Genomic DNA, 24,645 nt, shown 5'->3' on the forward strand with positions numbered 1-24,645 from the left:
TCATCAAGACCAGAGTATGAAAATCCGATCACGAGTAACTGTGTTCGGCGGCCGGGAATCTGCCGTCCTGCACCGCATTAGCGAACGCACGCACCGCACCAGCAACCGACCCACCATCAGCCAGGAAATCCTTCACGAACTTCGGCCTGCGGTGACCGGTATCCAGGCCGAGCAGATCATGCAGGACCAGTACCTGGCCATTGCAGCCTGCGCCGGCACCAATACCGATTGTCGGGATCGGACTTGCCGCGGTGATCGCGGTGGCGAGCGCTGCAGGCACACCCTCCAACACCAGCAACGACGCACCGGCATCGGCAACAGCGAGTGCGTCTTCGCGCAACTTCACCGCGGCTGTATCTTCGCGACCCTGCACCTTGAACCCACCGAAACGATGCACCGATTGCGGGGTCAGGCCAAGGTGCGCGCAGACCGGGATCTCGCGCTCGACCAGATAACGGATGGTGTCGAGCTTGTGCCCCGCACCTTCCAGCTTGACCATGCTGGCGCCAGCCTGGATGAAGCGCACCGCGCTGGCATGCGCCTCATGCGGCGAGCCGTCGGACCCGAACGGGAAGTCCGCGATCTTCAACGCGCGCTTGGCGCCGCGAGCGACATTGGTGGTGTGATAGACGATGTCGTCGACCGTGACCGGCAGCGTGGACGCATGCCCCTGCACCACCATCCCCAGTGAATCGCCGATCAGGATCAGGTCGCAACCGTTGTCGTCCAGCACGCGCGCGAAGCTGGCGTCGTAGCAGGTCAGCATGACGAGCTTGCGGCCTTCGGTGCGCGCCGCGGCCAGTCGCGGAACTGTCCAGGTTTTTTGCACGTCGGTCATCGTGGACTCCTTGGCACGGGCGTCTAAGGTATCGCTTCGATGCCGTCGCTCGCCATCATGGCGGCCAGTTCGCCCACGATGCCGATACCGGGAATGGGCAGTTCGGGGGCTATTTCCGCCAGCGGCAACAAGACGAATGCGCGCTCGTGCAGGTGCGGATGCGGCACCTGCAGGCCGGGCTCATTGATCACCTCGTCGCCAAACAACAGCAAGTCCAGGTCCAGCGTGCGTGGCCCCCAGCGTTCGCCCGCCGTGCGGATGCGGCCGCAGTCGCGCTCGATCGCAAGCAGGCGATCAAGCAAAGCGCGCGCGCCAAGCCCGGTTTCGAGCATGACCACCGCGTTGATGAAATCCGGCTGTTCGGTCTGACCCCACGCAGGCGTGCGATACAACTTCGATGCGCGCAGCAGGCGTGTTGCCGGCAACAGGTCGAGCACGACGATCGCGCCATGCACGCTCGCCTCGGCATCGCCCAGGTTCGCACCCAGGCCAACGACCGCAACGATGCTCACGCGGATTCGGAGTTTTCCGCGCCGTTGCGACGGCGACGGCGGCGACGCTTGCGTGGTGCGCCCGGCTCGCCTTCATCGCTGGCTTGCTCGAGCGCGTCATCAAGCATCTCGGCATCTGATGCAGGTCCATTCCCGACCACCCCTGCTTCGGCCGGGTGCAACTGCGCCTCGCGCCAGAACGCGACATCGTCGGCATGCGCATTCGATGCCGACAGGCGCAGTTCGAGGAAGTCGAAGGCTGCGCGGAAACGTGGATGCGCAAGCAGGCGCGTTATCCGCTTGCGTTGGCGCAACGAGAACCGCGGCTGCAGCAGCCAGATCTCCTGCATCGGCAGCGAGAACCGGCGCGGCAGGGCTGTGCGCGAAACCTGGTGCAGGGTGACCCGATCGGCGGCGCGGCGTTGCGCCTCGACCGCATGCACGCCCTGCGCCTGCAGCAATGCCAGCGCGCGGCAATAGGCCGGCCACAGCAACACTGCATACAGGAAGGCCGGCGAGACCGGCTCGTCCGCGGCGACACGACGGTCGGTATTGCCCAGGCCGTCGATGACCATTCGGCGCAGCGCACCGGACTTGTTCGATGCCAGCGCCTGCGCGGTTTCCGGAAACAGCGCAGGCAGCAGCCCATTGGCTTCGAGCAATTCGAAGCTGGCCACAGCATGGCCAGACAGGAACATCTTGAGGGTTTCCTCGAACAGCCGCGCTGGCGCAGATTCGGCCAGCAGCGGTGCGAGTCGCGGGATTGGTTCGGCAGTGGCAGCCTCGATGGTGAAACCGAGTTTCGCCGCCAGTCTGGCAGCGCGCAGCATGCGTACCGGATCCTCGCGATAGCGGGCTTCTGGATCACCGATCAGGCGCAACAACTTCGCCTCCACATCCGCATAGCCGCCCGTGTAGTCGCGTACCGAGAAATCCTCGACCGTGTAATACAGCGCATTGGCTGTGAAGTCGCGGCGGATCGCATCCTCCTCGATGCTGCCGTAGATGTTGTCGCGCAACAGCCTGCCATCGGCATGGACTTGGCGATCCCCTTCGACATCCTCACCGCCATTGGCGCGGAACGTGGCCACTTCGATGATCTCGCGCCCGTAAACCACGTGAGCCAAACGGAAGCGGCGACCGATCAGGCGGCAATTGCGGAACAACGACTTGACCTGCTCAGGCGTCGCGTCGGTGGCGACATCGAAATCCTTGGGCGATCCACCCGCGAGCAGGTCGCGCACTGCGCCACCGACCAGGTAACCGCCGAAGCCACCCTCGCGCAGCCGGTAGAGCACGCGCAGTGCGTTCGGACTCATCTGCTTGCGCGAGATGCCGTGTTGATCCCGAGTGATCGTGCGCGATTCGGGCAATGGGGGTGTGCTGTACGTGGCGTTGTCGGTCATGCGTTGCGGCAGTGCCGCTCCAGAAGGCTGTCGGGCGATTGCCAGTGGCAAGCGCGGGCTTCTATACTAGCAAGCTCGGTGCCCGGCCCAGCCGCCACCGTACCGGTCGTCCAACCGGCGAAGCGCGAGCTTCGACACTGCTCCCTTCGTCTAGAGGCCCAGGACGTGGCCCTCTCAAGGCTAAAACACGGGTTCGAATCCCGTAGGGAGCACCATAAATTTTGTAAAATCAGTTACTTATGAAATTTCACGGATGAAACCCACCTACGAATCGTTGGTTGGTTGGTAAAGAAACGATGAAGCCACCTCCGGGTGGCTTCATCACTTATGGATGTCTGGGACGTCCTATTCGCGCCTCTGACTTTAGTATTCCCCGTCCGAGTCGCCAGGTCCCTGCACTTGCCTACGTCTACGCGCCAGTACTCACTCATCGTGCATCGCTGCATTCGCGAGATCGGGCTCGACAGCGGCTCGTATGGAACGCACACCATGCTGCGGGCAAAGGCATCCCTGATCTGTTTGTATCGCAGTGTGGTCGCGATCTGGCGGGCCACGTCGCGTGCTGCTTCGTTGATCTGGCGCGCGATCTTGCGATGCGTTGTGCTCGGGCAACACAACCGAGTTTTTCAACGGAATAGGTCGGAAACGGCCGTTCGCTGCTAACGGCCAGAGGTAGCGCGCGGCTAGTGCATTGAAAGGGTTGGATGGATACCCTCCCGCTGCATTCACGCGACTGGATTTATCCTGAGAATCCACCCACGAATTCGCAGGTTAAGCATATGTCCAACCCGACCAACCACGAATCCGCCAACAGCCAGACGAATGCCGACAAAGTCAAACGCGATGCGGAATTTCTGAAGCAAGTGAAATCGGAAGACGTTCCGTCTGGCATTCGCCCTGATCTTGCCCCACCTGGGGCCGACGGTGAAGGCGGAGATGGCGGTGGCGTCGGCAGTAGTATCTAGTCCAGATTGATCGCCGCAGGCTCACTGCGCAAAGAAACCCGCACTACTAGGTGCTCGCCAGCAATTGCCACGAGCACCCGCAGGCCACCATCCATGTCTTCTGTTGTGCGTATCGACAAGATCAGGCGGCAGCGTCCTTGAGCTTCTTGAGTGGACGCACCTTCAGCTTGATCGAGGCAGGCTTGGCGGCAAACCACACTTCTTCCTTGGTAAACGGGTTGATGCCCTTGCGCCTCGGCTTTGCCGGGACTTTCGAGGCGGTGATCTTCATCATGCCAGGCAGGGTGAATTGGCCAACACCCTTCTTGGAGACGGAACCACTGATTGCGCCTTCCAGCGTGGCGAGCACGGCACGTACGTCCTTCGCGGCAACCCCACTGACTTCAGCGATGTGCGCGATCAAGCCTGATTTTGTCAATGCTTCCTTAATTGGCTTGGGAGCAACTCCCTTGGTTGCGCTTTTCTTGGCCGGAGCCGCTTTCTTCGTTGCCATCCGTAATCCTCCTCAGGATTGTTGTCTAGATGCGATGTAGAGGATTGGATCACCGTTCGGGCGGTGTGTCATCTAATAATCATTGCTGGTGGCAATGCGCTGGTCGTTCCGCGCGTCCATGGTTTCCTTCACCGACAGCTTGCGTACGGCTGCCCACTACCACTGCTTTTGAGTGAACATTCACCGGCTCCATGCTGGAATTGGCTTATTGACATCTGGGATCTCGTCTATGTCCGCCCCTGGGACCTCGAAGTAAGTGGTCTATGCCGCGCTGGCAGGCAATGTCGCCATCGCCATCACCAAGTTCGCCGCTGCTGCATACACCGGCAGCTCAGCGATGCTCAGCGAAGGTATTCACTCGCTGGTGGATAGCGCCAACGAGCTACTGCTGCTCTACGGTCTCAGGCGGGCGGCCAAGCCGGCGGACGCCACGCACCCCTTCGGTTACGGGCGTGAATTGTATTTCTGGAGCTTCATGGTCGCACTCTTGGTCTTCGCGCTCGGCGCGCTGGCGGTCATCTTGGTCTGTGCGGCACTGGCGGTCATGGCGGCAGTTCTCGGGGCCACGAGCGCAGCACCGTGCAAGTTGTGCTGCGCGTGCTGATCGTGCTCGCTCTTGCCGGCACCTGTTTCGTCGCCCTCTTGCTCCATCAATGGTGGGTCTGCGTGGCGATGGGCGTTGGTCTTGTCGGCCTGATCCTTGATGGGATACGGCCATCTGGTGTGAACTGCGCCGCCTACTCATGAGGACTCAAACCGTGCCCACCATGAAGAACTCCACGAAAATTCTCACCACAACTGCCAGTGCAGGTGCAGCGCTCCTCCTGATGACAATCTCGACGTGGGTGTTAGCGCAGCCGCAGCGTGTGCCACAGGCAGTTGATGCCACGGCCGCCAGCCAGACCGACAAGAATGTCCCGCTGGTACCGAACCAGCCAACCTGGGACAGTTTCCATGGCCAGTTGAATGCCCAAATTACAGCCATCTCAATCAAATCACCGCAGAAAATGTCGGCCATTTGAAGAAGGTCTGGGAGTCCCATACCAGGGACCTATCTGACGGCAGTGGCAATGTACCGGCGACGGTTTGGTCGGCTACGCCGATTTCTGCCAACAACACGCTCTACATCGGCACGCCGTTCTATCGCCTGATCGCGTTGGATCCGGCGACCGGCAAGCAGAAATGGAGCTTCGATACGCATACGCCGCTCAAGGCGCTGACCCAGCCTGTCCTGAAAAATCGTGGCGTCGCTTTCTGGGCTACGGACGATCCGGTAACGCGTATGCCGTGCCAGAAGATCGTCTATATGGGAACGATGGACGCACGGCTGTTCGCGCTGGACGCAGATACGGGCAAGAAATGCGCCGGCTTTGCCAACGATGGCGTGCTCAACGTCAATCAATGGAACACCACTCACGACAAATGGCCGCTGTCGCTGCTGCAGCCGCCGACCGTCGTCGGCGATCACCTGATCTCGGCTAGGCCGGCAAGGATTGGGCTTTCGAGAAGGCCCCCGGCACCGTGTGGTCAATCAATGCACGTACCGGAAAGCGCGAATGGGCCTTCCAAGCGCTGTCCGATGAGATGCGCAAGAAGAGCGGTACCGCCAACGTCCGTACCCAGATGTCGGCCGACAGAAAACTTGGTCTCGTGTATCTGCCTGTCTCGTCCCCATCACCCAACTACTGGGGTGGCAACCGGACAGAAGCAGCACCACTGGCGACGTCTACTACCGCACTGGACGTCGAGACTGGCAGGGTTATCTGGTCGCGGCAATGGTTGCATCACGACGTCTTGGATTACGACATCAACTCGGCGCCGACACTGATGGACATGACGGTCGCCGGCATACGCATCCCCGCGCTGATCCAGGCCACCAAGATGGGCTCCTGTTCGTCGTCAATCGCAAGACCGGCGAGGACGTCTAGCCGATCGAGGAACGGCCGGTTCCCAGCGGTGACGGTTCTGTAATGGGTGAAAAACTATCGCCGACGCAGCCGTTCCCGACCAGGCCAAAATCACGGCTCGATCAGTCGAGGAAACTGGAACTCTGGTCAGATCAGACGCAGGCACCTGCGGTCGCCAACCCGTCAGTCTATGAATACAAGGGGCGCGAATACGTGGCATTCGTGGCCGGTGGCAACACCATCCTGAAGGATCAGGTTGGCGACCAAATCGTGGTGTACGCACTACCCAAGCAATAGTCGGCATCAGTGATCAGCATTGCCTTTGCTTCGCGGAAGGTCGCTGCAACACTTGTTTTCGTGAACGAGCTTTTCACGCCTTGAGTCGCAGAATAAAACTTCTGTACGGCCACGCATCTGGCCAATGAGCCTGAACCGTCGTAGTGACAAGTCAATTGATCTGGGCCGTCCATCCAGGTATTGCTGCACAGATCGATCCGTTTTATTTCACGGAGGTCGACCCACATGAATCCCATCAACGCACCGCATCGCTCTGCGCTTGCGAATGCCATCTATGCCCTGCTCAATCCCATTGCCTTTGGATTTTTTGTCGCTGCCCTGATCTTCGACATCATCTATGCAAACACGGCGGTCGTGATGTGGGGCAAGAGTGCTGACTGGTTGGTGACGATCGGCCTGCTGTTTGCGGTGATACCCCGCTTCATCAATCTGGTGCAGGTTTGGTTCACTTCGCGGAAATTCGCTACAACGGCGGACCGACTTGATTTCTGGCTTAACCTGTTCGCCATCATCGCAGCGATTTTCAACGCATTCGTGCATACGCGTGATGCCTACGAAGTAGTGCCCACCGCCGTTTGGCTGTCGCTGGTCACGGTGATCCTGTTGTCGATCGCGCACATCTTGCCTGCCATGCGCCCAGCCACCGCGGGGGATTACGTCCATGAGTAAGATCATCGTTCCTGCCGCCCTCGCCTTGGCGTGTCTGGCATTCCTGGGCGGGTGCAACCAAAAAGCATCCTTGAGCCCTGTTCAGCAGGCAGGCGATGATCCTCGTTTGCCACCGCCCCAGCGATTCCTGACGCCACCGATGCAGGTACCTGCAAAAGCGGACTGGAAGCAAGGCCAGACCCCGAAAGTGGCTGATGGATTGGTAATTGAGAGGATTGCCAGTGGCTTGAAGCACCCACGTCAGATCCTCGTCCTGCCCAACGAAGACGTATTGGTGGTCGAAGCGAATGGCCCCGGCACCGAACCTGTCACCACGCCGAAGCAGATGATCGCCGGATTGGTGATGTCGCGCTCCGGCAAGAGTGGCGAAGGTGGCAACCGCATCACGTTACTGAGAAGAGCAACTGGCGCCAGCGGCGAATGGGAGAAGCATGTCTTCATCGAGCACCTGAACTCGCCGTTCGGCATCCAGCTGATTGGAGACTCGCTTTATGTCGCTGATACCGACCGCATCATGAAGTTTCCCTATGTCACAGGGGAAACGCAGATCACCGCCCACGGCGTCGAATTTGCGGATTTGCCCAGCACGATAAATCACCATTGGACCAAGTCGCTGCTGGCCAGTCCGGATGGAAGCAAGCTCTATGTCGGCGTCGGTTCCAACAGCAACATCACAGAGAACGGGTTGGCCGTGGAATACCGACGCGCCGACATCCTCGAGGTGGATGTCGCCACCGGTGGCAGTCGCATTTATGCCTCAGGCCTTCGCAATCCCACCGGGCTGCAATGGGAACCTACGACCGGCAAGCTCTGGACGATTGTCAACGAGCGCGACGAGATCGGCCCTGATCTCGTGCCGGACTATCTGACCTCGGTGCAGGAAGGCGGTTTTTATGGGTGGCCTTACAGTTATTACGGCCAGCACGTGGACACTCGCGTCATGCCGCAACGTCCTGACCTGGTCAAGAGTGCCATCAAGCCCGACTATGCGCTTGGCTCACATGTAGCTCCGCTGGGCCTGCTGATCTCCACTGGCAACTCGTTGCCGGCAAAATTCCAGAACGGCGCCTTCATCAGCGAACACGGCAGTTGGAACCGATCTCCCTTGAGTGGCTATCAGGTGGTGTTCGTCGGTTTTGACCAGGGCAAGCCTGTCGGCAAACCAGTGCCTGTCGTCACAGGCTTCCACTCAGAGGACGACAAGAGCCTTTATGGCGCGCCGGTGGGCCTGGTCTTGGACAAGGAAGGCGCGCTGGTCATTGCGGATGATGTCGGCAATTCTGTCTGGCGGGTGTCATCGGCCACCCGATAAACGCCGTGACTGACCGGTCTGCGTATCGCTGCCTCGCATCTGCATTGGCGCTGTACTTGCTGGCCTTGCCTGCTGCTCAGGCGCAGCAACGCAATTCATCAGGCACGCAGAAAAGCCTGCCTGCCCTTGTGGTCACCGCAATCCGCATAGCGGAACCAGCGTTCGACGTGCCCGCTTCCATCACCGTGGTGCCTCTCGGCAATCTCAACGCTGACACGCCAAATATCAATGCTTCCGAATTCCTGCGCCAGGTGCCGGGCGTGCTAGCCCGCGAACGCCAGAATTACGCGCAGGATGAACAAATATCGATCCGCGGCTTCGGTTCGCGATCCACGTTCGGTGTGCGCGGTGTGCGCCTGTATACCGATGGCATTCCCGCGACGATGCCGGATGGCCAAGGCCAGGTATCAAACTTCAATTTCGACAGCGCCGAGCGCATCGAAGTCTTGCGCGGACCGTTTTCGGCGCTGTACGGCAATTCCTCCGGCGGCGTGATCCAGATCTTTACCGCGGACGGCAGTGACCCACCTGTCCTTCGCAGCAGTAGCGGCCACGGCAGCGATGGCATGTGGCGTCTCGACGCCGGTGTCCGCGGGACGCGTGGCGACATGGGCTACAACGCGGACCTTTCCGACTTCCACACCGACGGCTACCGTGATTACAGCCGCGTATCGCGCATAAATAGCAATGGCAAGCTTGATTTCAAATTCGACAACAGCGGTAAGCTGACGCTAATGTTGAATTCGGTATCGATGCCGCTTGCGCTGGACCCACAGGGCCTGACGGCGCAACAATTCGAATCCAATCCGAGACAAGCATCGCCATCTGCATTGACCTATAAAACCCGCAAGAGCGTCCATCAAAATCAGGTCGGTGCGGTGTACACACAACCGCTGGGTAATGACCAGGCAGTGAACCTCTTGGTCTATTACGGCACACGCGGCGTGCAACAATTTCTTTCGGTCCCGGTCAGCGCCCAGAACAATCCGTTGAGTTCTGGCGGGGTGGTCGATCTCGACACTACTTTTGGTGGGGCCGACTTCCGCTGGACATGGAAAGGCAGTCTTGGCGGCGAGCCGCTTGATCTTGCCGCCGGAGTTGCCTATGACCGCTCAAAGCAGGTGCGCCTGGGCCATGAAAATTTCATTGGTCAAACGCTTGGCGTGGTGGGGGCGTTGCGACGCAACGAGCAGGATGACGTTTACAACGTCGATCAGTACGTGCAGGGCAGCTGGCACTTCGCGCCGCGCTGGTCGCTGACCACGGGCGCACGCCACAGTGTGGTTCGTTTCAGCTCACGCGACCGTTACATCACGACCAACAATCCGGATGACAGCGGGTGCGTGTCGTATGTGTCCACCGCCCCTGTCATCGGCGTGATGTTCAACGTGAGTCCCGACTGGCATTTGTATGCCTCATATGGCCTTGGTTTCGCGACGCCGACCTTCAGCGAATTGGGATACCGCCAGAACGGCAGTGGTTTGAACTTCTCGCTGAAACCTTCGCGCTCTGGCAATGCCGAGGTGGGTTCGAAGTGGCTGTTTGATGGAGGTTCAAAACTGGAAGTTGCACTGTTCCAAGCCAATACTGCCAATGAGACTGGCGTATTGAGCAACTCGGGGGGACGAACGACCTACCAGAACGTCGGAAGTTCGCGTCGTCGCGGCATCGAGATTGGCCTGAACATGCCGTTCGGTGACACATGGGAGATGGACACGGCCTATACGTACCTGGATGCGCGCTTCCTTGATGCATTTGGCAGTTGCGGAGGGTCGAATGGATGTGCGGTTCCTGCGAATGGGCGCATACCCGGCGTTCCGCGCCAATTCTTCAATGCGAGCTTGCGCTGGGGTGGCGCACTCGGCTGGCATGCAGGACTGCAGGTCGACACTGCCGACGCGGTATTGGCCAATGATGCCGGGACGATCAGTGCACCGGGCTACGCGATTGCTGGCGTGAACGCTGGGTACGTGTGGAATACGGGACGCCATCAGATTTCTTCGTTTGCGCGAATCGATAACCTGTTCGATCTCAAATACATCGGCTCGGTCATCGTCGGGCAGGCCAATGGTGCGAGCTTCGAGCCCGCTGCGGGTCGCACTTTTTATCTCGGCATAAAAGTGGCGCTGCACCAGCCATGATCGCGACTTGGCTACCTGTGATTTCGATGGTCATGTGGCGTACGCAAGCACGCAGCCATGACACGTATTGACGCCGCGTTCGTGATCCTGGGGCTGGTTGTTGCAACCACCCTGCTGGCACGCCGTTTTCGCGCGCCTTCGCCGGTAATTTTTGCCATCAGCGGTCTTGCTGCAGGCATCGCGTGGCACTGGATCCCTGGAATGCCCCTCGTCCGCATGCCGCCTGACCTGGTGCTGTTCGCATTCCTTCCGCCGCTGCTTACCGTTGCGGCGTACGCCATGCCGCTGCAATCGTTCCGTCGCAACCGGTTGCCAATAGGCTTGCTCGCGATCGGCTTGGTACTCGCGACCATAGTTGTGACGGCAGTTTTCGGTCATGTGGTCGCGGGATTACCATGGGCAGCGGCATTGGTGCTCGGTGCAATCGTGGCACCGCCAGACCCGGTCGCGGCAACGACAGTCGCGGCCAAAACCGGTCTTTCCCACCGCCTCGTGGTGATCCTCGAGGGCGAAGGTCTGGTCAACGACGCCATCGCGATCGTTGCATATGGAATCGCACTGAAGGCTGCGACAACCGGCTACTTCTCATGGAGCGACGCCGCCATGGCGCTGGCGAAAGCGGGTCCCCTGGGTATTGCGGTCGGGCTCACCGCGGGCTGGGCCGCCAAGCTGCTCCGACAATACGCCGACAGCGTGCCGCTGGAAGTAGCGATCTCGCTGGTCACGCCTTATCTGGCCTACCACGTAGCGGAGCGCACTGGAGGATCCGGCGTGCTCGCGGTCGTGACACTTGGCTTTATGCTGCGTCACTTCGCGACCAGCATTTCAGGCGCTTCGGCCCGCCTCGCTGCGCGCACCGTGTGGGGTGCGATCAGGTTCGCAAGTACCAGCCTGGTATTTCTCCTGCTTGGACTGCTCATGGGTCAGAGCATCGTCACGCGCCCGCCCTGGGAACTGCTCGCGGCCAGCGCAGCAGTTGCCGGCGGTGTGATCGCACTGCGCATGGTGTGGATGTACGTGATCCCGCCAATCGTCGAATCGCTGCGAGGCGACGATAGCCCGCGGACGACGTGGGGAGAACGGACGGTGCTCGGTTGGGCCGGCATGCGCGGCATCGTGTCACTCGCCCTCGCGCTCGCGCTGCCGTTCTCCATTGGAGGTGACAACGGCACGCGCGACAGCATCATCGTCATCACGTTCGCGGTGATCTTCGCGACATTGATGCTGCAGGGACTCACCTTGGTGCCGCTCGTGCGATGGCTCCGGGTCGGTGATGCGAGCCGCGACGAACGCGATGAACACCGTGCCAGGTGCAACGCACGCCGAGCGGGAATTGTCGCGATCGCACATGCCAGGAAAGAGGGCCATTTAGACGAAGCACAATGCCAGCGACTACTGCAACGCCTCCGCGATGGGGACATCGGCATCGCCAAGGCTGGCTTGGGCAAGCGCGAGCCGAACGAGGATCGCGCGCTGATGGCCGCACTCTCGGCGCAGCGTCGCCAGCTTGATCTGCTCCGCCAGCGCGGGCGGCTGTCCGAGAACCTTTCAGAGCGCCTGGCAACAGAACTCGACATCGACATGATGGGCGCCCTCGGCGAAGCGGATCGGCTGACCGGCGTCGGTGAGGACTAATGCCGACGCAGAGGCAAATCGCTGCCTCACCGCTTCGATTCCCGTAGAAAGCACCATCCAGGCAGTAAAATCAGTGGCTTATGAAGTACGCACTATTAAGACCCGCCTAAAAGCCCACCTACGAAGTGTCGGGTTGAGAATTTAGGTAGAAGAAGCCACCTCCGGGTGGCCAAACACGGCTTGACATCACGTACGCGCAACGTCGTCTTCGTCAAGCTCTGATGTCACGCAGTGCCGCCCATGTACGACGCCGAACGGAACGCCAGGAACACCACGAGTAGATTTGACTCGATGAATAGGAAGCTCATGCAAATCCAAGTCAATACAGACGACCACATTGAAGGACGCGAGGCTCTCCTAGCTCGCGTTGAAGCAACGGTGGCGAGTTCTCTCGACCGCTTCAGTGCGCATATCACCCGGCTCGAGATACACCTCAGCGACGAGAACGGCGACAAGAGTGGCCAGAACGACAAACGCTGCATGATGGAAGCCCGCCTTCAGGGGCAGCAGCCCACCGCAGTGACGTGCGCGGCGGCGACCCTGGATCAGGCGATCGCCGGAGCAACAAACAAGTTGAAAAGATCGCTCGATGACACGCTGGAGCAGCCAGGAAGGCACCACTAGTCGTTGCAACGCCGATCAGGAAAAACCGCACAGCGCTTTCGACGTCGAGGGCGATGCGGGATATGAGAGGGAGAACCGCCATGCTTGAACGGCTGGAAAATCTTCCCGCCGGAATCGAGGGTCTGAGAGCTGTCGGGAAGGTCACCAAGGAGGACTACGAAAACGTCTTCGAACCCATGCTGGACGACGCCCGCCGCGATGGTCGTCGTATCCGTTTCCTGTACCAGTTGGGAACGGAATTCGACGGGTACACTCCGAGCGCCGCGTGGGAAGACGCAAAGCTTGGCCTGCGTTCGATGCGACTCTTCGACGGCTGCGCCATCGTGAGTGACGTTGCCTGGATTCGCGAGTCCGCGCGGCTGGTCGGGTTCATCCTGCCTTGCCCTGTCCAGGTTTTCAGCAACGAAGATCTCGAAAAAGCGATCCAATGGCTTGCCACGCTCCCCGAAGGCGCTGCCACGTCGCACAGGCTACTTCTGGAATCCGGGGTTATCGTCGTCGACGTCAGCGCCCCGCTACGCGCAACCGATTTCGATGCCATCGCGCTCACCGCCGACACCTGGATCGAGGCCCATGGGAGCCTGCATGGAATCGTCATCCACGCTCGCGAGTTTCCGGGCTGGCAAAACTTGGGCGGCGTCTTCAGGCACATGCGTTTCATCAGGAATCACCAACAGAAGGTCGCCCGGGTTGCCGTGGCAACAGATGGCAAGTTGGCGAGCTTGGCACCGCGCATTGCCGAGCATTTCGTGAAGGCCGAGCTGAAAGCATTTCCTTACGATGCACTTGAGGACGCAATTGCGTGGGCGCGGGATTCGTCCGGATGAACCGGAGTCGGTGCTGCTTTGATTTGGTGCGCTACCGAACGGACAGCGTGTCGAACCAAGTGCATTCTTCCAGAAGAAATCATCTCGATGAAGGCAGGAACAGCTATGGCCAGTGATATTCAGGATGCATCAACGGTTGGCGGGAGTGTCGCATCGCCCCTCGCGGGATCGATCAATCCGATTCTTGACGACATGCAATGGACCGAGACCTTGCGCGATGGCACGACGGTTCTGATTCGCGCGATAAGAGACGACGATGCGGAAATTGAACGACGTTTCATCGAGCAATTGTCACCGCAGTCCAGGCGCTATCGCTTTCTCGGGTCGATCAAGAGTCCGGATTCCAAACTACTCAGGCAATTCACACATGTGAACCATGTGAGCGAAATCGCGTTCGTTGCCCTGATCTCCGATGGTGCCGCTGAGCGCGAGATCGGCGTGAGTCGCTATTACGCAAGCAGTGATGGCGTGAGCTGCGAATGCGCTGTTGCAGTCAGCGACGACTGGCACAACCGCGGGCTCGGGACATTGCTCATGAACCACCTGATCGATGTCGCGCGCCAGCACGGTATCTCGCACATGTACTCGATGGATGCGCTGAATAATCAGGCGATGCGCGAACTCGCCGAACATCTCGGATTTGTGCGCTCTCAGGATCCAGACGATGCGACGCAGGTGCTGCACACCCTGGATCTGAACGCACCGACCGTGTAGCTGCGTTCGGCGCCCGTCGGTGCTTCATGACCGCACCAGCCGGCGCCGGTGCGTGCTATCGCATCGATTTCGTCGCCTGCGCGACTGCGCCCAATCGCTGAACATTTCGTCTCAACGTTCGGTAGCAGACAGACACAATCGCGTCCGTCGGTCACGATCAAGTTGAAGGATCTTGCTGCTGCGCCATACGGATATGGCCAAAGATGGATCTCGCGATTGGCCGCAAGAATGCGGCCTCCTTGCGAGCTGGAAGCTGGATACATTGGCTGGGAGCCACGAAATGCAGGATCAATGGACGTACCGCTCAGGCTTTCAGCCCACTGCCGGCAAGCCAATCGAGTTCAGGCTCGAAGACTTCGGGAAGCCGAGGTCTGGAATCTTCACCGACGACGTTTTCCACTCGCGTTGCGCCAACTCCGGCCAGAGCCGCGTGGGATCCTGGCATAGCCCGAACGGTGCTCCATCGGCATCGCCAATGGGAGAGACGACATCCGGGGGTAGCCCGTTCTCCCGGATCGTCTCGCGAATGAAAAGCCTCATTTCACGGAGCCACGGCCCCGATCACACGATGTCTACGCACCATCAGTCCAGAATGGCCGCCATGGCCGCAACCCCATGGTCGGCGACCAATGTGGTTGTGCGCGATATCCACAGCAATCAGATGTCGTCCTGAGGCAATGAAGCGCTCGATATGCACCATGAGCGTCCTGCGCGAAGACAGATCTGGAGCGCCAAGTGCAGCCGGATCAAGTCCGAGATGACCATGACGTGACTCGTACGGAGTTATCCATGACGCGCCCTAGCCCGCTTGTCCTCATGATCAACGAGGGGTCGTCGAGCATCAAGTTCGCGCTGTTTGAAGCATTGCTCCCGATCCCGCGCCGCTACGAAGCCATGGGCGTGCGAGAGGCTGGATGTACAAGCGGCCGAGGCGGTGACGCTGTCGTCAGGGCCCGCATTTGCACAGGGCTGGAATTTTTTTGGCGCTGAGCTTGTCCAGGACAAGTACGCAGCAAATTGCAGATGTCATATCGATTGCGGCAAGCACAGTTGATGTCCGCGTCATTCGCACCGATGAAGAATTCATGGTCACGAAGCCCGTCATTCGCATCCTCGGGATCGACCCACACGGAGATCGCTTGCCATGGAAACCCACACGCTGACTCCAGACCTGCTCCACAGGATCGACGCCTACTGGCGCGCCGCCAACTATCTGTCGGTCGGCCAGATTTACCTGTATGACAATCCGCTGCTGAAAGAGCCACTGAAGCTATCGCACGTCAAGCCACTCGTGGTCGGCCATTGGGGTACCACGCCCGGGCAGAACTTCATCTACGTGCATCTGAACCGCGTGATCGGGAAATACGACCTCGACATGTTCTATGTCGCAGGCCCTGGTCACGGTGGCCCGGCGATCGTCGGCAATGTCTACCTTGAAGGCACTTGGAGCGAAGTCTATCCGGACGTCACCCAGGACGAGGCCGGGCTGAAGAAATTCTTCAAGCAGTTCTCGTTTCCTGGCGGGATCTCCAGCCATGTCGCACCGACGACGCCGGGATCGATCCATGAAGGCGGAGAACTCGGCTATTCGCTCAGTCACGCATTCGGTGCTGCGTTCGACAATCCCGGCCTGATCGTCGCCTGCGTGGTCGGCGACGGCGAAGCGGAAACGGGTCCGTTGGCGACCGCATGGCAATCCAACAAGTTGCTCGACCCCACTACCGACGGTGCCGTGCTGCCGATCCTGCATCTGAATGGCTACAAGATCAGTAACCCGACGGTATTGGCACGCATCGATCACGACGAGCTGAAACAGTTTTTCCGCGGGTGCGGCTGGACGCCCTACTTCGTCGAAGGCGACGATCCAGACACGATGCATGAACTCATGGCCAACACCCTGGACGCGGCCATCGAAGACATTCGCCGGATCCAGCAGGCCGCACGCACATCGGTCGATTCGGCACGACCGCGCTGGCCGATGATCGTGCTGCGCTCGCCCAAGGGCTGGACCGGGCCGAAGTTCGTTGACGGCCTGCAGATCGAGGGCACATTCCGATCGCATCAGGTGCCTTTGCTGGTCAATGCCGCGCATCCGGACCATGTGGGACAGCTTGAAAGCTGGATGAAGAGCTACAAGCCCGAAGAACTGTTTGACGAGGCCGGCAAACTGATGCCGGAATTGGCCGAGCTGGCGCCAAAAGGTGATCGGCGCATGGGCGCCAATCCGCACGCCAACGGAGGCCTGCTGCTGCGGGATCTGCACATGCCGGATTTCCGCGAGCACGCCGTGCAGGTGGCTTCGCCCGGCGCAGTGGATGCACAGGACACGCTGGTGCTGGGCAAATTCCTGCGCGATGTGGCCCAGGTCAATCAGGAGCAGCGCAATTTCCGCCTGTTCGGCCCCGATGAGACGATGTCGAATCTGCTCGGCGCCGTATTCGAGGTCACCGACCGGCAGTGGGACGCGCGCACGCAAGACAACGACGAATTCCTCGCACCCGCTGGACGCGTCGTGGACTCGATGCTGAGCGAGCACCAGTGCGAAGGCTGGCTGGAGGGCTATCTACTGACCGGCCGACACGGCCTGTTCAACAGCTACGAAGCCTTCATCCGCATCATCGATTCGATGTTCAGCCAGCACGCAAAGTGGCTCAAGGTGACCAAGGAGCTGCCGTGGCGCCGACCAATCGCCTCGTTGAACTATTTGCTCGCCTCACACGTTTGGCAACAGGACCATAACGGCTTCACCCACCAGGACCCGGGCTTTCTTGACCACGTGATCAACAAGAAGGCCGACATCGTGCGCGCGTACCTGCCGCCGGATGCCAACTGCCTGTTGTCGGTGATGGATCACTGCCTTCGCAGCAGGAACTATGTCAACGTGGTGGTGGCTGGGAAACATGCCTTGCCGCAATGGCTGACCATGGATGCCGCGGTTCTGCATTGCACGCAGGGCATTGGTATCTGGCAATGGGCCAGCAATGATCAGGACAGCGAACCAGACGTGGTGATGGCTTGCTGCGGCGATACCCCGACATTGGAAGTGCTGGCCGCGGTCTCGATCCTGCGTGAGCACCTGCCTGACCTGAAGGTGCGCGTCGTCAATGTGGTCGACCTGATGAAACTGCAGTCCTGTTCAGAACATCCACATGGATTGAACGACGCGGACTACGACTCGCTGTTTACCCGCGACAAACACATTATCTTTGCCTTCCACGGTTACCCGTGGCTGATCCACCGGCTCACCTACCGACGCACCAATCACGAATTGCATGTGCGCGGCTACAAGGAGGAAGGCACCATCACGACCGCGTTCGACATGCGCGTGCAAAACGACCTTGATCGCTACCACCTGGTGCAGGACGTGGTTGATCGCGTGCCGGGCTTGGGCTCGAAGGGTGCCTATCTTGAACAGCAGATGCGCGACAAGCTGATCGAGCACAAGCATTACATCGACCAGCATGGCGAGGACATGCCGGAAATCCGCAACTGGAAGTGGCAGGTCCAGCCCGAAAGAACACCGGCTGCTGCTTGAAGTGATGTTGAACCCGGATATCGCCAAGGCTGCTGCAACCAGGCGCGGGAAGGTCGTTTCCGTACGCGGCAGCGTCGTCGACGTGGAATTTTCCGATGGCTTGCCGGCAATCTATTCGCTGCTGCATGCTGGTGATTCGAACCAGATCGTCATCGAAGTGATGTCGCAACTCGACGCGCAGCGCGTACGCGGCATCGCGTTGACCCCAACCCAGGGACTAGCTCGGGGCATGCCGGTAGAAGATACCGGTGGACCGTTGCAGGCGCCGGTCGGCAAGCAGATCATTTCGCGCATGTTCGATGTGTTCGGCAATGCCATCGACCATCAACCGGCGCCGATGGATGTCCAGTGGCGTTCGGTCCATCGCGCGCCACCGCCATTGTCTGACCGTTCCACCAAATCGGAGATCTTCGAGACCGGCATCAAGGCGATCGATGTGCTGGTGCCGCTGGAGCGTGGCGGCAAGGCGGGCCTGTTCGGTGGCGCTGGTGTCGGCAAGACCGTGTTGCTCACCGAGATGATCCACAACATGGTCGGGCATCAGCAAGGTGTGAGTATTTTCTGTGGTATCGGCGAACGCTGCCGCGAAGGCGAAGAACTCTATCGCGACATGAAGGCAGCCGGCGTGTTGCCAAACATGGTGATGGTGTTCGGCCAGATGAACGAGCCGCCGGGGAGCCGATTCAGGGTCGGCGCGACTGCGCTGACCATGGCCGAATACTTCCGTGATGACGAACATCGCGATGTGCTGCTGCTGATCGACAACATCTTCCGCTTCATCCAGGCGGGGATGGAAGTCTCCGGCTTGATGGGGCAGATGCCGTCGCGCCTGGGCTACCAGCCCACGATGAGCACGGAACTGTCGGGACTGGAAGAGCGCATTGCCAATACCAAGGCTGGCGCCATTACCTCGATCCAGGCGGTGTATGTGCCGGCGGATGACCTGACTGATCCGGCAGCCGCGCATGTTTTTTCGCATCTGTCCGCATCGATCGTGCTGTCGCGCAAGCGGGCGAGCGAAGGCCTCTACCCGGCCATCGACCTGCTGCAGTCCAATTCCAAAATGGCCACGCCCGGCATCGTCGGCGAACGACACTACAAGCTGGCGCAGGAGATCCGACGAACGCTGGCGCAATACGACGATCTCAAGGATGTGGTGGCGATGCTTGGCTTGGAGCAACTTTCGCCCGAGGATCGCAGCGTCGTCGCGCGTGCCCGGCGACTGGAACGATTCCTGACCCAGCCGTTTTTCGCCACCGAGCAATTCAGTGGCGTCAAGGGCAAGCTGGTCAGCCTGCAGGATTCGCTGGATGGCTGCGAACGCATCCTGCGCGACGAATACAAGGATTACCCCGAGAGCGCGCTATACATGATCGGTGCGATCGACGAGGCCATGAAACCGGCCACACCCACCCCACCGGCGGCGGCTACTACGCCACCAGCGAAGACCGAACCGGTGAGCGCCCATGAAACTTAAAGTACTGCTGCCCTACGGCCTCTTCCTGGAACAGAGCGACGTTTCGAGCATCGTCGCGGAAACCAGTGATGGCTCGCTCGGCCTGTTGCCGCATCGCCTGGACTGCGCCGCCGCATTGGTTCCCGGCATCCTGACCTACGCCACGCAGGAGGACGCGCTTGCCTATATCGCGGTGGATGAGGGCATGCTGGTGAAGGCCGGTGACGATGTCCTGGTATCCGTACGCCGCGCCATTGGTGGCAAGAATCTCGCCGAGCTGCAGGATGCAGTGAAGCGCGAGTTCCTGAGCATTGACGAACAGCAGCGCAACGTGCGCGCCGCGATGGATAAATTGGAAAGCGGGCTGATGAGCCGGCTGGTGGAATTCCGTCATGAGCGATGAACGGAAACCCGTCCCGCCGAATGAGGAGACGCATCTCGACAGCGAGCTAAGCCGGAAGATCGCGCGCAAGCTGAGGGTGCAGCGTGAAGGCAAACCCGGGGTCTGGTCCGGGCTTGGGATGTTCGGGCTTGTCGGTTGGTCGGTGGCAGTCCCAACGATTCTCGGTGCGTTGGTCGGCATGTGGTGGGATCACCACCATCCCGGCACGCATTCATGGACGCTTGCACTGCTGATGGCGGGTCTTGTCATTGGTTGCGCCAACGCCTGGCACTGGATATCGCAAGAGGACAAGGCCATGCATGAACAACCGGAGGACCGCGATGACTGAAGCCATGTATCTGGTGCTTGCCGTGCTTGCAGGTGTAGTTCTCGGCGCGTTCTTTTTTGGCGGCCTATGGTGGACGGTCAACCGGAGCATGGTTTCACCGCAGCCGGCGCTGTTGATACTTGTCAGCTTCCTGTTGCGATCTGTCGTGGCAGTGGGCGGCTTCTACCTTGCCCTGCAAGGCGGATGGCAGCCTCTGCTGGCATGCATGGGCGGGTTCCTCGTAGCACGCGCATTGCTGACGCGGATCATCGGTAAACACACTCCAGAGACCGCCAGCGAACCCTTGCGAATTTCGCCATGAACTTGACCTCTGACCAAAGTATTTTCTGGCACTACGGCTTTGTAGTACTCAATGGCACGATCGTCACGACGTGGGTGCTCATGCTGGTGTTGGCGCTTGGCTCCAAGCTCATCACGCGCAAGCTGACGACCGACGGCGAAACATCGCGCTGGCAAGCCGCGCTGGAAATCATCGTCACCGGAATCAATACGCAAATCCAGGAAGTGGGCCTGAGCCATCCAGAACGCTATCTGGGTTTTATTGGCACCTTGTTCCTGTTTGTCGCCACGGCCAGTTTGTGCACCGTGATTCCCGGCTACACACCGCCGACAGGTTCACTTTCCACTACTGCCGCACTGGCGCTGTGCGTGTTCGTCGCGGTGCCGCTGTTCGGCATGCGCGAGCAGGGCTTCCTTGGTTATCTGAAGACCTATGTCGAGCCCACACCAATCATGCTGCCCTTCAACATCATCAGCGAGGTGTCCAGAACACTGGCCCTGGCCGTGCGTTTGTTCGGAAACATGATGAGCGGCACGATGATCATCGCCATCCTGCTCACGATCACGCCATTTCTGTTTCCGATCGTGATGACTGCGCTTGGCCTGCTCACCGGCATGGTCCAGGCGTACATCTTCAGCATTCTGGCAGCCGTCTACATCGCTGCTGCCACTGTTGTGCGCACAATCAAACCACCCCGGCCAGTGCGCTCCTTACCCATTCATTGAAAGCGCAATACCCCTAAAGGATTCTCCATGGACAGCAGCGCGCTCATCGCATTGGTCTCGATCATCACGGCCGGATTGACAACCGGCTTCGGTTGCATGGGTCCCGCGCTTGGCGAAGGCAGGGCCGTCGCGGCCGCCATGACATCGCTCGCGCAGCAGCCCGATGCGTCCGCGACGATCACCCGAACCTTGTTCGTCGGCTTGGCGATGATCGAGTCAACCGCGATCTACTGCTTTGTCGTGTCGATGATCCTCATCTTCGCCAACCCCTTCTGGGCCCACTTCATTACCGCCGCCGGGGGCAAATAAGCCATGCTCATCGACTGGTTCACCGTAGTGGCCCAGGCGCTGAATTTCCTGATCCTGGTGTGGCTGCTAAAGCGTTTTCTGTATCGCCCCATCCTCAATGCCATCGATGTGCGCGAGAAGCGGATTGCTACGGAAGTCGCCGATGCCAACACCAGGAAAGCGGAGGCGCAACAGGCGCGCGACGAGTTCGAAGGCAAGAACAAGGTCTTCGACGAACAACGTAGCGCACTGCTGAATAAAGCGACGGAAGAGGCCAACATCGAACGCGAACGGCTGCTCGCCGAAGCGCGCAAGTCTGTTGAAGCCTTGACTGAAGCGCAGCGCGCGGCGTTACAGGCCGATGCGGGCAAGCTCAATCAGGCGCTTCGTAACCGTGTTCAGCAGGAGGTCTTCGCGATCACGCGAAAGGCTCTCGGTGATCTGGCTTCGACAAGTCTGGAAGAACGGCTGGCAGACGTTTTCGTGCAGCGGCTCGCTACACTGGATGACGATACGAAGAAGACCCTCGCCCATGCGATTTCAAGCTCGTCGGATGGTGCGGTCATAAGTAGTGCCTTTAATCTTCCCGCTGCGCAGCAGGCAACCATCCAGAAGGCACTGGACGCCACCTTCGCGACTGACGTAAGCGTCCGATTCAAAACGAATCCGGAATTCATCAGCGGCATCGAACTCACGGCCGGCGGGCAAAAACTCGGCTGGACGATAAGTGAATACCTGGCGTCGTTGAACAAGAGTGTCGATGACGTGTTGGCGCAGCCGCCTTCGTCGCCGACACCTGCACCTGCACCCGCTCCGGCCCAGCCCAAATCCGCACCCGCGCCAGCGCCCGCCGCCAAGGCCCCATGAGTACGACACCGGAAACCATGCAGCGCGTGTTTGATCGCGCTTTCGATGGCATGGGCCAAGCCCGCGCCACGTTCACGCCGTCGCTGACATTGCGCGAGGTGGGTTTTGTCACGCGCGTTTCCACCGGCATCGCGATTGTGTCGGGGCTTCCCGGCGTGGGATATGAGGAACTGGTGCAATTTCCGGGTGGGCTGCTTGGCATCGCATTCAACATCGATGAAGACGAAATCGGCGTGATCCTGTTAGGCGACTACCAAGCCCTGCACACCGGCGATGAGGTCGAGCGCACCGGACGGGTGATGGATGTGGCGGTCGGTGAGGCATTACTGGGTCGTGTCATCGATCCACTGGGCCACCCGCTCGACGGCAAAGGTGTGCCAGCCACGAGTCAGCGCTTGCCCGTCGAGCGTACGGCACCGGCGATCATGGATCGTGCCCCGGTATCGGTGCCCTTGCAAACCGGGCTGAAGGTCATCGATGCGCTGATTCCGATCGGACGCGGCCAACGCGAATTGATCCTCGGCGATCGACAGACTGGCAAGACGGCAATCGCCATCGATGCCATCCTCAACCAGCGCGGCCAGAACGTGATTTGCGTCTATTGCGCGATCGGCCAACGCGCCTCCGCCGTCGCCAAGGTGGTGGCCACGCTGCGTGAGAAGGGAGCCATGGATTACACCGTGGTGGTGGTCGCCGAAGGCAACGACGCACCAGGCCTGCTCTACATCACGCCATATGCCGCGACCAGCATTTCCGAATATTTCATGGAGAAGGGACGTGACGTGCTGGTCGTGTACGACGACCTGACGCAACACGCGCGCGCCTATCGCGAGCTCTCCCTGCTGCTGCGTCGGCCGCCCGGCCGCGAGGCATTCCCCGGCGACATTTTCTACATCCACTCGCGCATGCTGGAACGGGCGACGCATCTGGACGAGGAACGCGGCAATGGTTCGCTTACCGCGCTACCGATCATAGAAACCCAGGCGCAGGACATTTCCGCCTATATTCCGACCAATCTCATTTCGATCACCGACGGTCAAATTTATCTCTCCCCCACGCTGTTTGATCTTGGCGTGCTGCCGGCGGTCGATGTCGGCAAGTCTGTCTCACGGGTGGGCGGCGCAGCGCAGCGAGCCGCCTATCGGGCAGTCGCTGGCAACATCAAGCTGGCCTATGCGCAGTTCGAGGAGTTGGAATCATTCGCCAAGTTCGGCACCCGCCTGGATGCATCCACGCGCCAGTCGATCGACCACGGGCTACGTATTCGCGCATACCTCATTCAGCCTGAATCCCAGCCGATATCGCTAGTCGAGCAGATCATCGTGCTGCTGGCATTGACAGCAGGGCTGCTGGACGCGGTGGCTATCGACAAGGTAGACGAAGCGGAACAGGCGCTACGCAAGGCGACGATAGAGATTCCGGCAGACGCCATCGAACGGCTCTCATCAGCCGAAAAATTGAGCGATGCCGACCGACAGTGCATCGTGGATGTCGCGACGCGGGCACTCACCCCATTCCACGCTCCGCCGGAAGCAGCGCCTCCCAAATGAGCGGAGACCTGCAAAGCCTGCGTCGCAAGATCAATGGCGCGCGCGACCTACAAGGCGTCGTGCAATCAATGAAGGCGTTGGCCGCCTCCAGCATCGGCCAGTACGAAAAAGCCGTTCAATCCCTGGATGACTACCGCCGCACCGTGGAACTCGGCTTGGCCGTGTCGTTGCGCGGGGGCTTTACAGCGCCATTGCCGGTGGATAAAAAGTTGGTGGACAAACCCATCGGCGCGATTGTCCTTGGCTCGGACCAGGGCCTTGTCGGTGGATTCAACGAGGTGTTGTCGGATTTCGTATCGCGTACGCTCACGGCGCTGCCCGGCAAGATCAAAAAAATATGGGCGGTGGGCGGCCGTATCCAGTTGCTGCTGACGGATATCGAGCCAGCGCACACCGTCGCATTGTCCGTTCCCACCTCCGTGCATGGCATAACGTCACTCGTCGGCCAGCTGCTCATCGACATCCAGGCGGCCCGCGAACGCGGTGAGGTTGAAGACATCCATGTCTTCTACAACCATCCCAAATCAGGTGCCGTCTACGAACCGATGAGCCGGCAATTGCTGCCACTGGATCGGAAGTGGGGCAGCGCTTTCGCAGCGCTCAACTGGCCGAGCAACAATGTGCCGCAAATCATCGGACCCGCTGCTCCGGCGCTGCAGGCATTCATCCGGGAATACCTGTTCGTCGTTCTTTTTCAGGCCTGCGCGGAATCGCTTGCCAGCGAAAACGGCAGCCGTCTGGCGGCGATGCAACGGGCCGAAAAAAACATCCAGGGCATGCTGGAAACATTGAATGGCACCTTCCACCGCATTCGACAGGAGTCCATCGACGAGGAGTTGTTCGATGTTATCGCCGGTTACGAAGCGCTGGCGGGGAAGTCGTCGCAGTGATTAG

General features: G+C 59.9%; 27 protein-coding genes and 1 tRNA gene. 23 read left to right on the forward strand and 5 right to left on the reverse strand.

Annotated elements, in window-relative coordinates; translation table 11 throughout:
• Nucleotides 1-28 precede the first annotated feature (28 nt).
• From panB to pcnB, 3 genes are read right to left on the reverse strand one after another with little or no spacing between them, the layout of a single operon-like run.
• On the reverse strand, nucleotides 29-838 hold the full coding sequence (gene panB / locus PSV05_RS10865; RefSeq protein WP_300064997.1) for a 3-methyl-2-oxobutanoate hydroxymethyltransferase: 810 nt from the start codon (nucleotides 836-838) through the stop codon (nucleotides 29-31).
• 23 nt (nucleotides 839-861) lie between these two features.
• Nucleotides 862-1,344, reverse strand: a complete 483-nt coding sequence (gene folK / locus PSV05_RS10870) for a 2-amino-4-hydroxy-6-hydroxymethyldihydropteridine diphosphokinase (RefSeq protein ID WP_300065486.1) — start codon at nucleotides 1,342-1,344, stop codon at nucleotides 862-864.
• Nucleotides 1,345-1,346: 2 nt separating this feature from the next.
• Nucleotides 1,347-2,735, reverse strand: coding sequence for a polynucleotide adenylyltransferase PcnB (gene pcnB / locus PSV05_RS10875; RefSeq protein WP_300064999.1), 1,389 nt, complete (start codon nucleotides 2,733-2,735; stop codon nucleotides 1,347-1,349).
• A gap of 139 nt (nucleotides 2,736-2,874) precedes the next feature.
• On the opposite strand from pcnB, the gene PSV05_RS10880 reads away from it, so the two are divergent.
• Nucleotides 2,875-2,950, forward strand: a tRNA-Glu gene (locus PSV05_RS10880).
• Between the two features lie 489 nt (nucleotides 2,951-3,439).
• Nucleotides 3,440-3,700, forward strand: a complete 261-nt coding sequence (locus tag PSV05_RS10890) for a hypothetical protein (protein WP_300065001.1) — start codon at nucleotides 3,440-3,442, stop codon at nucleotides 3,698-3,700.
• A gap of 121 nt (nucleotides 3,701-3,821) precedes the next feature.
• Here the strand turns inward: PSV05_RS10890 and PSV05_RS10895 are convergent, their stop codons facing one another.
• Nucleotides 3,822-4,193, reverse strand: a complete 372-nt coding sequence (locus PSV05_RS10895; protein ID WP_300065003.1) for an HU family DNA-binding protein — start codon at nucleotides 4,191-4,193, stop codon at nucleotides 3,822-3,824.
• Between the two features lie 256 nt (nucleotides 4,194-4,449).
• On the opposite strand from PSV05_RS10895, the gene PSV05_RS10900 reads away from it, so the two are divergent.
• From PSV05_RS10900 to PSV05_RS10950, 11 genes are all read left to right on the forward strand, one after another.
• Nucleotides 4,450-4,797 (forward strand): cation transporter, encoded by a 348-nt coding sequence (locus tag PSV05_RS10900; protein ID WP_300065004.1) that lies wholly within the window; start codon nucleotides 4,450-4,452, stop codon nucleotides 4,795-4,797.
• Nucleotides 4,798-4,960: 163 nt separating this feature from the next.
• On the forward strand, nucleotides 4,961-5,215 hold the full coding sequence (locus tag PSV05_RS10905; RefSeq protein ID WP_300065005.1) for a hypothetical protein: 255 nt from the start codon (nucleotides 4,961-4,963) through the stop codon (nucleotides 5,213-5,215).
• Complete coding sequence (locus PSV05_RS10910; protein WP_300065007.1) at nucleotides 5,212-6,021, forward strand: PQQ-binding-like beta-propeller repeat protein; 810 nt, start codon at nucleotides 5,212-5,214, stop codon at nucleotides 6,019-6,021. The genes PSV05_RS10905 and PSV05_RS10910 overlap by 4 nt, the downstream gene beginning before the upstream one ends.
• 142 nt (nucleotides 6,022-6,163) lie before the next feature.
• A complete protein-coding gene (locus PSV05_RS10915; RefSeq protein WP_300065009.1) occupies nucleotides 6,164-6,397 on the forward strand; it encodes a hypothetical protein in 234 nt (77 codons plus the stop codon).
• A gap of 225 nt (nucleotides 6,398-6,622) precedes the next feature.
• Nucleotides 6,623-7,066: a hypothetical protein gene (locus PSV05_RS10920; protein WP_300065011.1), complete on the forward strand. Its 444-nt coding sequence runs from the start codon at nucleotides 6,623-6,625 to the stop codon at nucleotides 7,064-7,066.
• On the forward strand, nucleotides 7,059-8,378 hold the full coding sequence (locus PSV05_RS10925) for a sorbosone dehydrogenase family protein (protein WP_300065013.1): 1,320 nt from the start codon (nucleotides 7,059-7,061) through the stop codon (nucleotides 8,376-8,378). Before PSV05_RS10920 ends, PSV05_RS10925 begins: the two co-directional genes overlap by 8 nt.
• 5 nt (nucleotides 8,379-8,383) lie before the next feature.
• Nucleotides 8,384-10,519 (forward strand): TonB-dependent receptor, encoded by a 2,136-nt coding sequence (locus PSV05_RS10930; protein WP_300065015.1) that lies wholly within the window; start codon nucleotides 8,384-8,386, stop codon nucleotides 10,517-10,519.
• 57 nt (nucleotides 10,520-10,576) lie between these two features.
• Nucleotides 10,577-12,154 carry a sodium:proton antiporter gene (locus tag PSV05_RS10935; protein ID WP_300065017.1) on the forward strand — a complete coding sequence of 526 codons (1,578 nt, stop codon included), beginning with the start codon at nucleotides 10,577-10,579 and terminating at the stop codon, nucleotides 12,152-12,154.
• Nucleotides 12,155-12,445: 291 nt separating this feature from the next.
• Entirely contained in the window at nucleotides 12,446-12,778 is a 333-nt protein-coding gene (locus tag PSV05_RS10940) for an HPF/RaiA family ribosome-associated protein (protein ID WP_300065019.1), read from the forward strand.
• Between the two features lie 80 nt (nucleotides 12,779-12,858).
• A complete protein-coding gene (locus tag PSV05_RS10945) occupies nucleotides 12,859-13,605 on the forward strand; it encodes an STAS/SEC14 domain-containing protein (protein WP_300065021.1) in 747 nt (248 codons plus the stop codon).
• Nucleotides 13,606-13,710: 105 nt separating this feature from the next.
• Nucleotides 13,711-14,319 carry a GNAT family N-acetyltransferase gene (locus PSV05_RS10950; protein WP_300065023.1) on the forward strand — a complete coding sequence of 203 codons (609 nt, stop codon included), beginning with the start codon at nucleotides 13,711-13,713 and terminating at the stop codon, nucleotides 14,317-14,319.
• A 312-nt stretch (nucleotides 14,320-14,631) separates the two neighbouring features.
• Here PSV05_RS10950 and PSV05_RS10955 read toward each other — a convergent pair whose 3' ends face one another.
• Entirely contained in the window at nucleotides 14,632-14,859 is a 228-nt protein-coding gene (locus PSV05_RS10955; protein WP_300065024.1) for a hypothetical protein, read from the reverse strand.
• A 604-nt stretch (nucleotides 14,860-15,463) separates the two neighbouring features.
• On the opposite strand from PSV05_RS10955, the gene PSV05_RS10960 reads away from it, so the two are divergent.
• From PSV05_RS10960 to PSV05_RS11005, 10 genes are read left to right on the forward strand one after another with little or no spacing between them, the layout of a single operon-like run.
• On the forward strand, nucleotides 15,464-17,854 hold the full coding sequence (locus PSV05_RS10960) for a phosphoketolase family protein (RefSeq protein WP_300065026.1): 2,391 nt from the start codon (nucleotides 15,464-15,466) through the stop codon (nucleotides 17,852-17,854).
• Between the two features lie 4 nt (nucleotides 17,855-17,858).
• Nucleotides 17,859-19,331, forward strand: coding sequence for a F0F1 ATP synthase subunit beta (gene atpD, locus PSV05_RS10965; protein WP_300065028.1), 1,473 nt, complete (start codon nucleotides 17,859-17,861; stop codon nucleotides 19,329-19,331).
• Nucleotides 19,321-19,713 carry a F0F1 ATP synthase subunit epsilon gene (locus tag PSV05_RS10970; protein WP_300065030.1) on the forward strand — a complete coding sequence of 131 codons (393 nt, stop codon included), beginning with the start codon at nucleotides 19,321-19,323 and terminating at the stop codon, nucleotides 19,711-19,713. The genes atpD and PSV05_RS10970 overlap by 11 nt, the downstream gene beginning before the upstream one ends.
• Nucleotides 19,703-20,041 carry an AtpZ/AtpI family protein gene (locus PSV05_RS10975; RefSeq protein WP_300065032.1) on the forward strand — a complete coding sequence of 113 codons (339 nt, stop codon included), beginning with the start codon at nucleotides 19,703-19,705 and terminating at the stop codon, nucleotides 20,039-20,041. The genes PSV05_RS10970 and PSV05_RS10975 overlap by 11 nt, the downstream gene beginning before the upstream one ends.
• A 4-nt stretch (nucleotides 20,042-20,045) precedes the next feature.
• Nucleotides 20,046-20,342, forward strand: a complete 297-nt coding sequence (locus PSV05_RS10980) for an ATP synthase subunit I (protein WP_300065034.1) — start codon at nucleotides 20,046-20,048, stop codon at nucleotides 20,340-20,342.
• Entirely contained in the window at nucleotides 20,339-21,046 is a 708-nt protein-coding gene (locus PSV05_RS10985; protein ID WP_300065036.1) for a F0F1 ATP synthase subunit A, read from the forward strand. The genes PSV05_RS10980 and PSV05_RS10985 overlap by 4 nt, the downstream gene beginning before the upstream one ends.
• 27 nt (nucleotides 21,047-21,073) lie before the next feature.
• Nucleotides 21,074-21,355, forward strand: a complete 282-nt coding sequence (locus PSV05_RS10990) for a F0F1 ATP synthase subunit C (RefSeq protein WP_300065038.1) — start codon at nucleotides 21,074-21,076, stop codon at nucleotides 21,353-21,355.
• Between the two features lie 3 nt (nucleotides 21,356-21,358).
• The gene (locus PSV05_RS10995; RefSeq protein WP_300065040.1) at nucleotides 21,359-22,201 is read left to right on the forward strand and encodes a F0F1 ATP synthase subunit delta; all 843 of its coding nucleotides are present in this window, start codon (nucleotides 21,359-21,361) and stop codon (nucleotides 22,199-22,201) included.
• Entirely contained in the window at nucleotides 22,198-23,751 is a 1,554-nt protein-coding gene (locus PSV05_RS11000) for an alternate F1F0 ATPase, F1 subunit alpha (protein ID WP_300065042.1), read from the forward strand. The genes PSV05_RS10995 and PSV05_RS11000 overlap by 4 nt, the downstream gene beginning before the upstream one ends.
• Entirely contained in the window at nucleotides 23,748-24,641 is an 894-nt protein-coding gene (locus PSV05_RS11005; RefSeq protein WP_300065044.1) for a F0F1 ATP synthase subunit gamma, read from the forward strand. Before PSV05_RS11000 ends, PSV05_RS11005 begins: the two co-directional genes overlap by 4 nt.
• Nucleotides 24,642-24,645 lie beyond the last annotated feature (4 nt).

The organism is Thermomonas sp., from assembly GCF_029945965.1.
Taxonomy (GTDB): domain Bacteria; phylum Pseudomonadota; class Gammaproteobacteria; order Xanthomonadales; family Xanthomonadaceae; genus Thermomonas.

What these genes read in the sequence shown, in the direction of transcription:
- PSV05_RS10905 (WP_300065005.1), top strand. Translation starts at nt 4,961, where the DNA reads ATGAAGAACTCCACGAAAATTCTCACCACAACTGCCAGTGCAGGTGCA.
- PSV05_RS10920 (WP_300065011.1), top strand. Translation starts at nt 6,623, where the DNA reads ATGAATCCCATCAACGCACCGCATCGCTCTGCGCTTGCGAATGCCATC.
- pcnB (WP_300064999.1), bottom strand. Translation starts at nt 2,735, where the DNA reads ATGACCGACAACGCCACGTACAGCACACCCCCATTGCCCGAATCGCGC.
- PSV05_RS10995 (WP_300065040.1), top strand. Translation starts at nt 21,359, where the DNA reads ATGCTCATCGACTGGTTCACCGTAGTGGCCCAGGCGCTGAATTTCCTG.
- panB (WP_300064997.1), bottom strand. Translation starts at nt 838, where the DNA reads ATGACCGACGTGCAAAAAACCTGGACAGTTCCGCGACTGGCCGCGGCG.
- PSV05_RS10935 (WP_300065017.1), top strand. Translation starts at nt 10,577, where the DNA reads ATGACACGTATTGACGCCGCGTTCGTGATCCTGGGGCTGGTTGTTGCA.
- PSV05_RS10985 (WP_300065036.1), top strand. Translation starts at nt 20,339, where the DNA reads ATGAACTTGACCTCTGACCAAAGTATTTTCTGGCACTACGGCTTTGTA.
- PSV05_RS10990 (WP_300065038.1), top strand. Translation starts at nt 21,074, where the DNA reads ATGGACAGCAGCGCGCTCATCGCATTGGTCTCGATCATCACGGCCGGA.
- PSV05_RS10955 (WP_300065024.1), bottom strand. Translation starts at nt 14,859, where the DNA reads ATGAGGCTTTTCATTCGCGAGACGATCCGGGAGAACGGGCTACCCCCG.
- PSV05_RS10950 (WP_300065023.1), top strand. Translation starts at nt 13,711, where the DNA reads ATGGCCAGTGATATTCAGGATGCATCAACGGTTGGCGGGAGTGTCGCA.
- atpD (WP_300065028.1), top strand. Translation starts at nt 17,859, where the DNA reads ATGTTGAACCCGGATATCGCCAAGGCTGCTGCAACCAGGCGCGGGAAG.
- PSV05_RS10890 (WP_300065001.1), top strand. Translation starts at nt 3,440, where the DNA reads ATGGATACCCTCCCGCTGCATTCACGCGACTGGATTTATCCTGAGAAT.
- PSV05_RS10940 (WP_300065019.1), top strand. Translation starts at nt 12,446, where the DNA reads ATGAATAGGAAGCTCATGCAAATCCAAGTCAATACAGACGACCACATT.
- PSV05_RS10980 (WP_300065034.1), top strand. Translation starts at nt 20,046, where the DNA reads ATGTATCTGGTGCTTGCCGTGCTTGCAGGTGTAGTTCTCGGCGCGTTC.
- PSV05_RS10915 (WP_300065009.1), top strand. Translation starts at nt 6,164, where the DNA reads ATGGGTGAAAAACTATCGCCGACGCAGCCGTTCCCGACCAGGCCAAAA.
- PSV05_RS10925 (WP_300065013.1), top strand. Translation starts at nt 7,059, where the DNA reads ATGAGTAAGATCATCGTTCCTGCCGCCCTCGCCTTGGCGTGTCTGGCA.
- PSV05_RS10945 (WP_300065021.1), top strand. Translation starts at nt 12,859, where the DNA reads ATGCTTGAACGGCTGGAAAATCTTCCCGCCGGAATCGAGGGTCTGAGA.
- PSV05_RS10960 (WP_300065026.1), top strand. Translation starts at nt 15,464, where the DNA reads ATGGAAACCCACACGCTGACTCCAGACCTGCTCCACAGGATCGACGCC.
- PSV05_RS11005 (WP_300065044.1), top strand. Translation starts at nt 23,748, where the DNA reads ATGAGCGGAGACCTGCAAAGCCTGCGTCGCAAGATCAATGGCGCGCGC.
- PSV05_RS10895 (WP_300065003.1), bottom strand. Translation starts at nt 4,193, where the DNA reads ATGGCAACGAAGAAAGCGGCTCCGGCCAAGAAAAGCGCAACCAAGGGA.
- PSV05_RS11000 (WP_300065042.1), top strand. Translation starts at nt 22,198, where the DNA reads ATGAGTACGACACCGGAAACCATGCAGCGCGTGTTTGATCGCGCTTTC.
- PSV05_RS10970 (WP_300065030.1), top strand. Translation starts at nt 19,321, where the DNA reads ATGAAACTTAAAGTACTGCTGCCCTACGGCCTCTTCCTGGAACAGAGC.
- PSV05_RS10975 (WP_300065032.1), top strand. Translation starts at nt 19,703, where the DNA reads ATGAGCGATGAACGGAAACCCGTCCCGCCGAATGAGGAGACGCATCTC.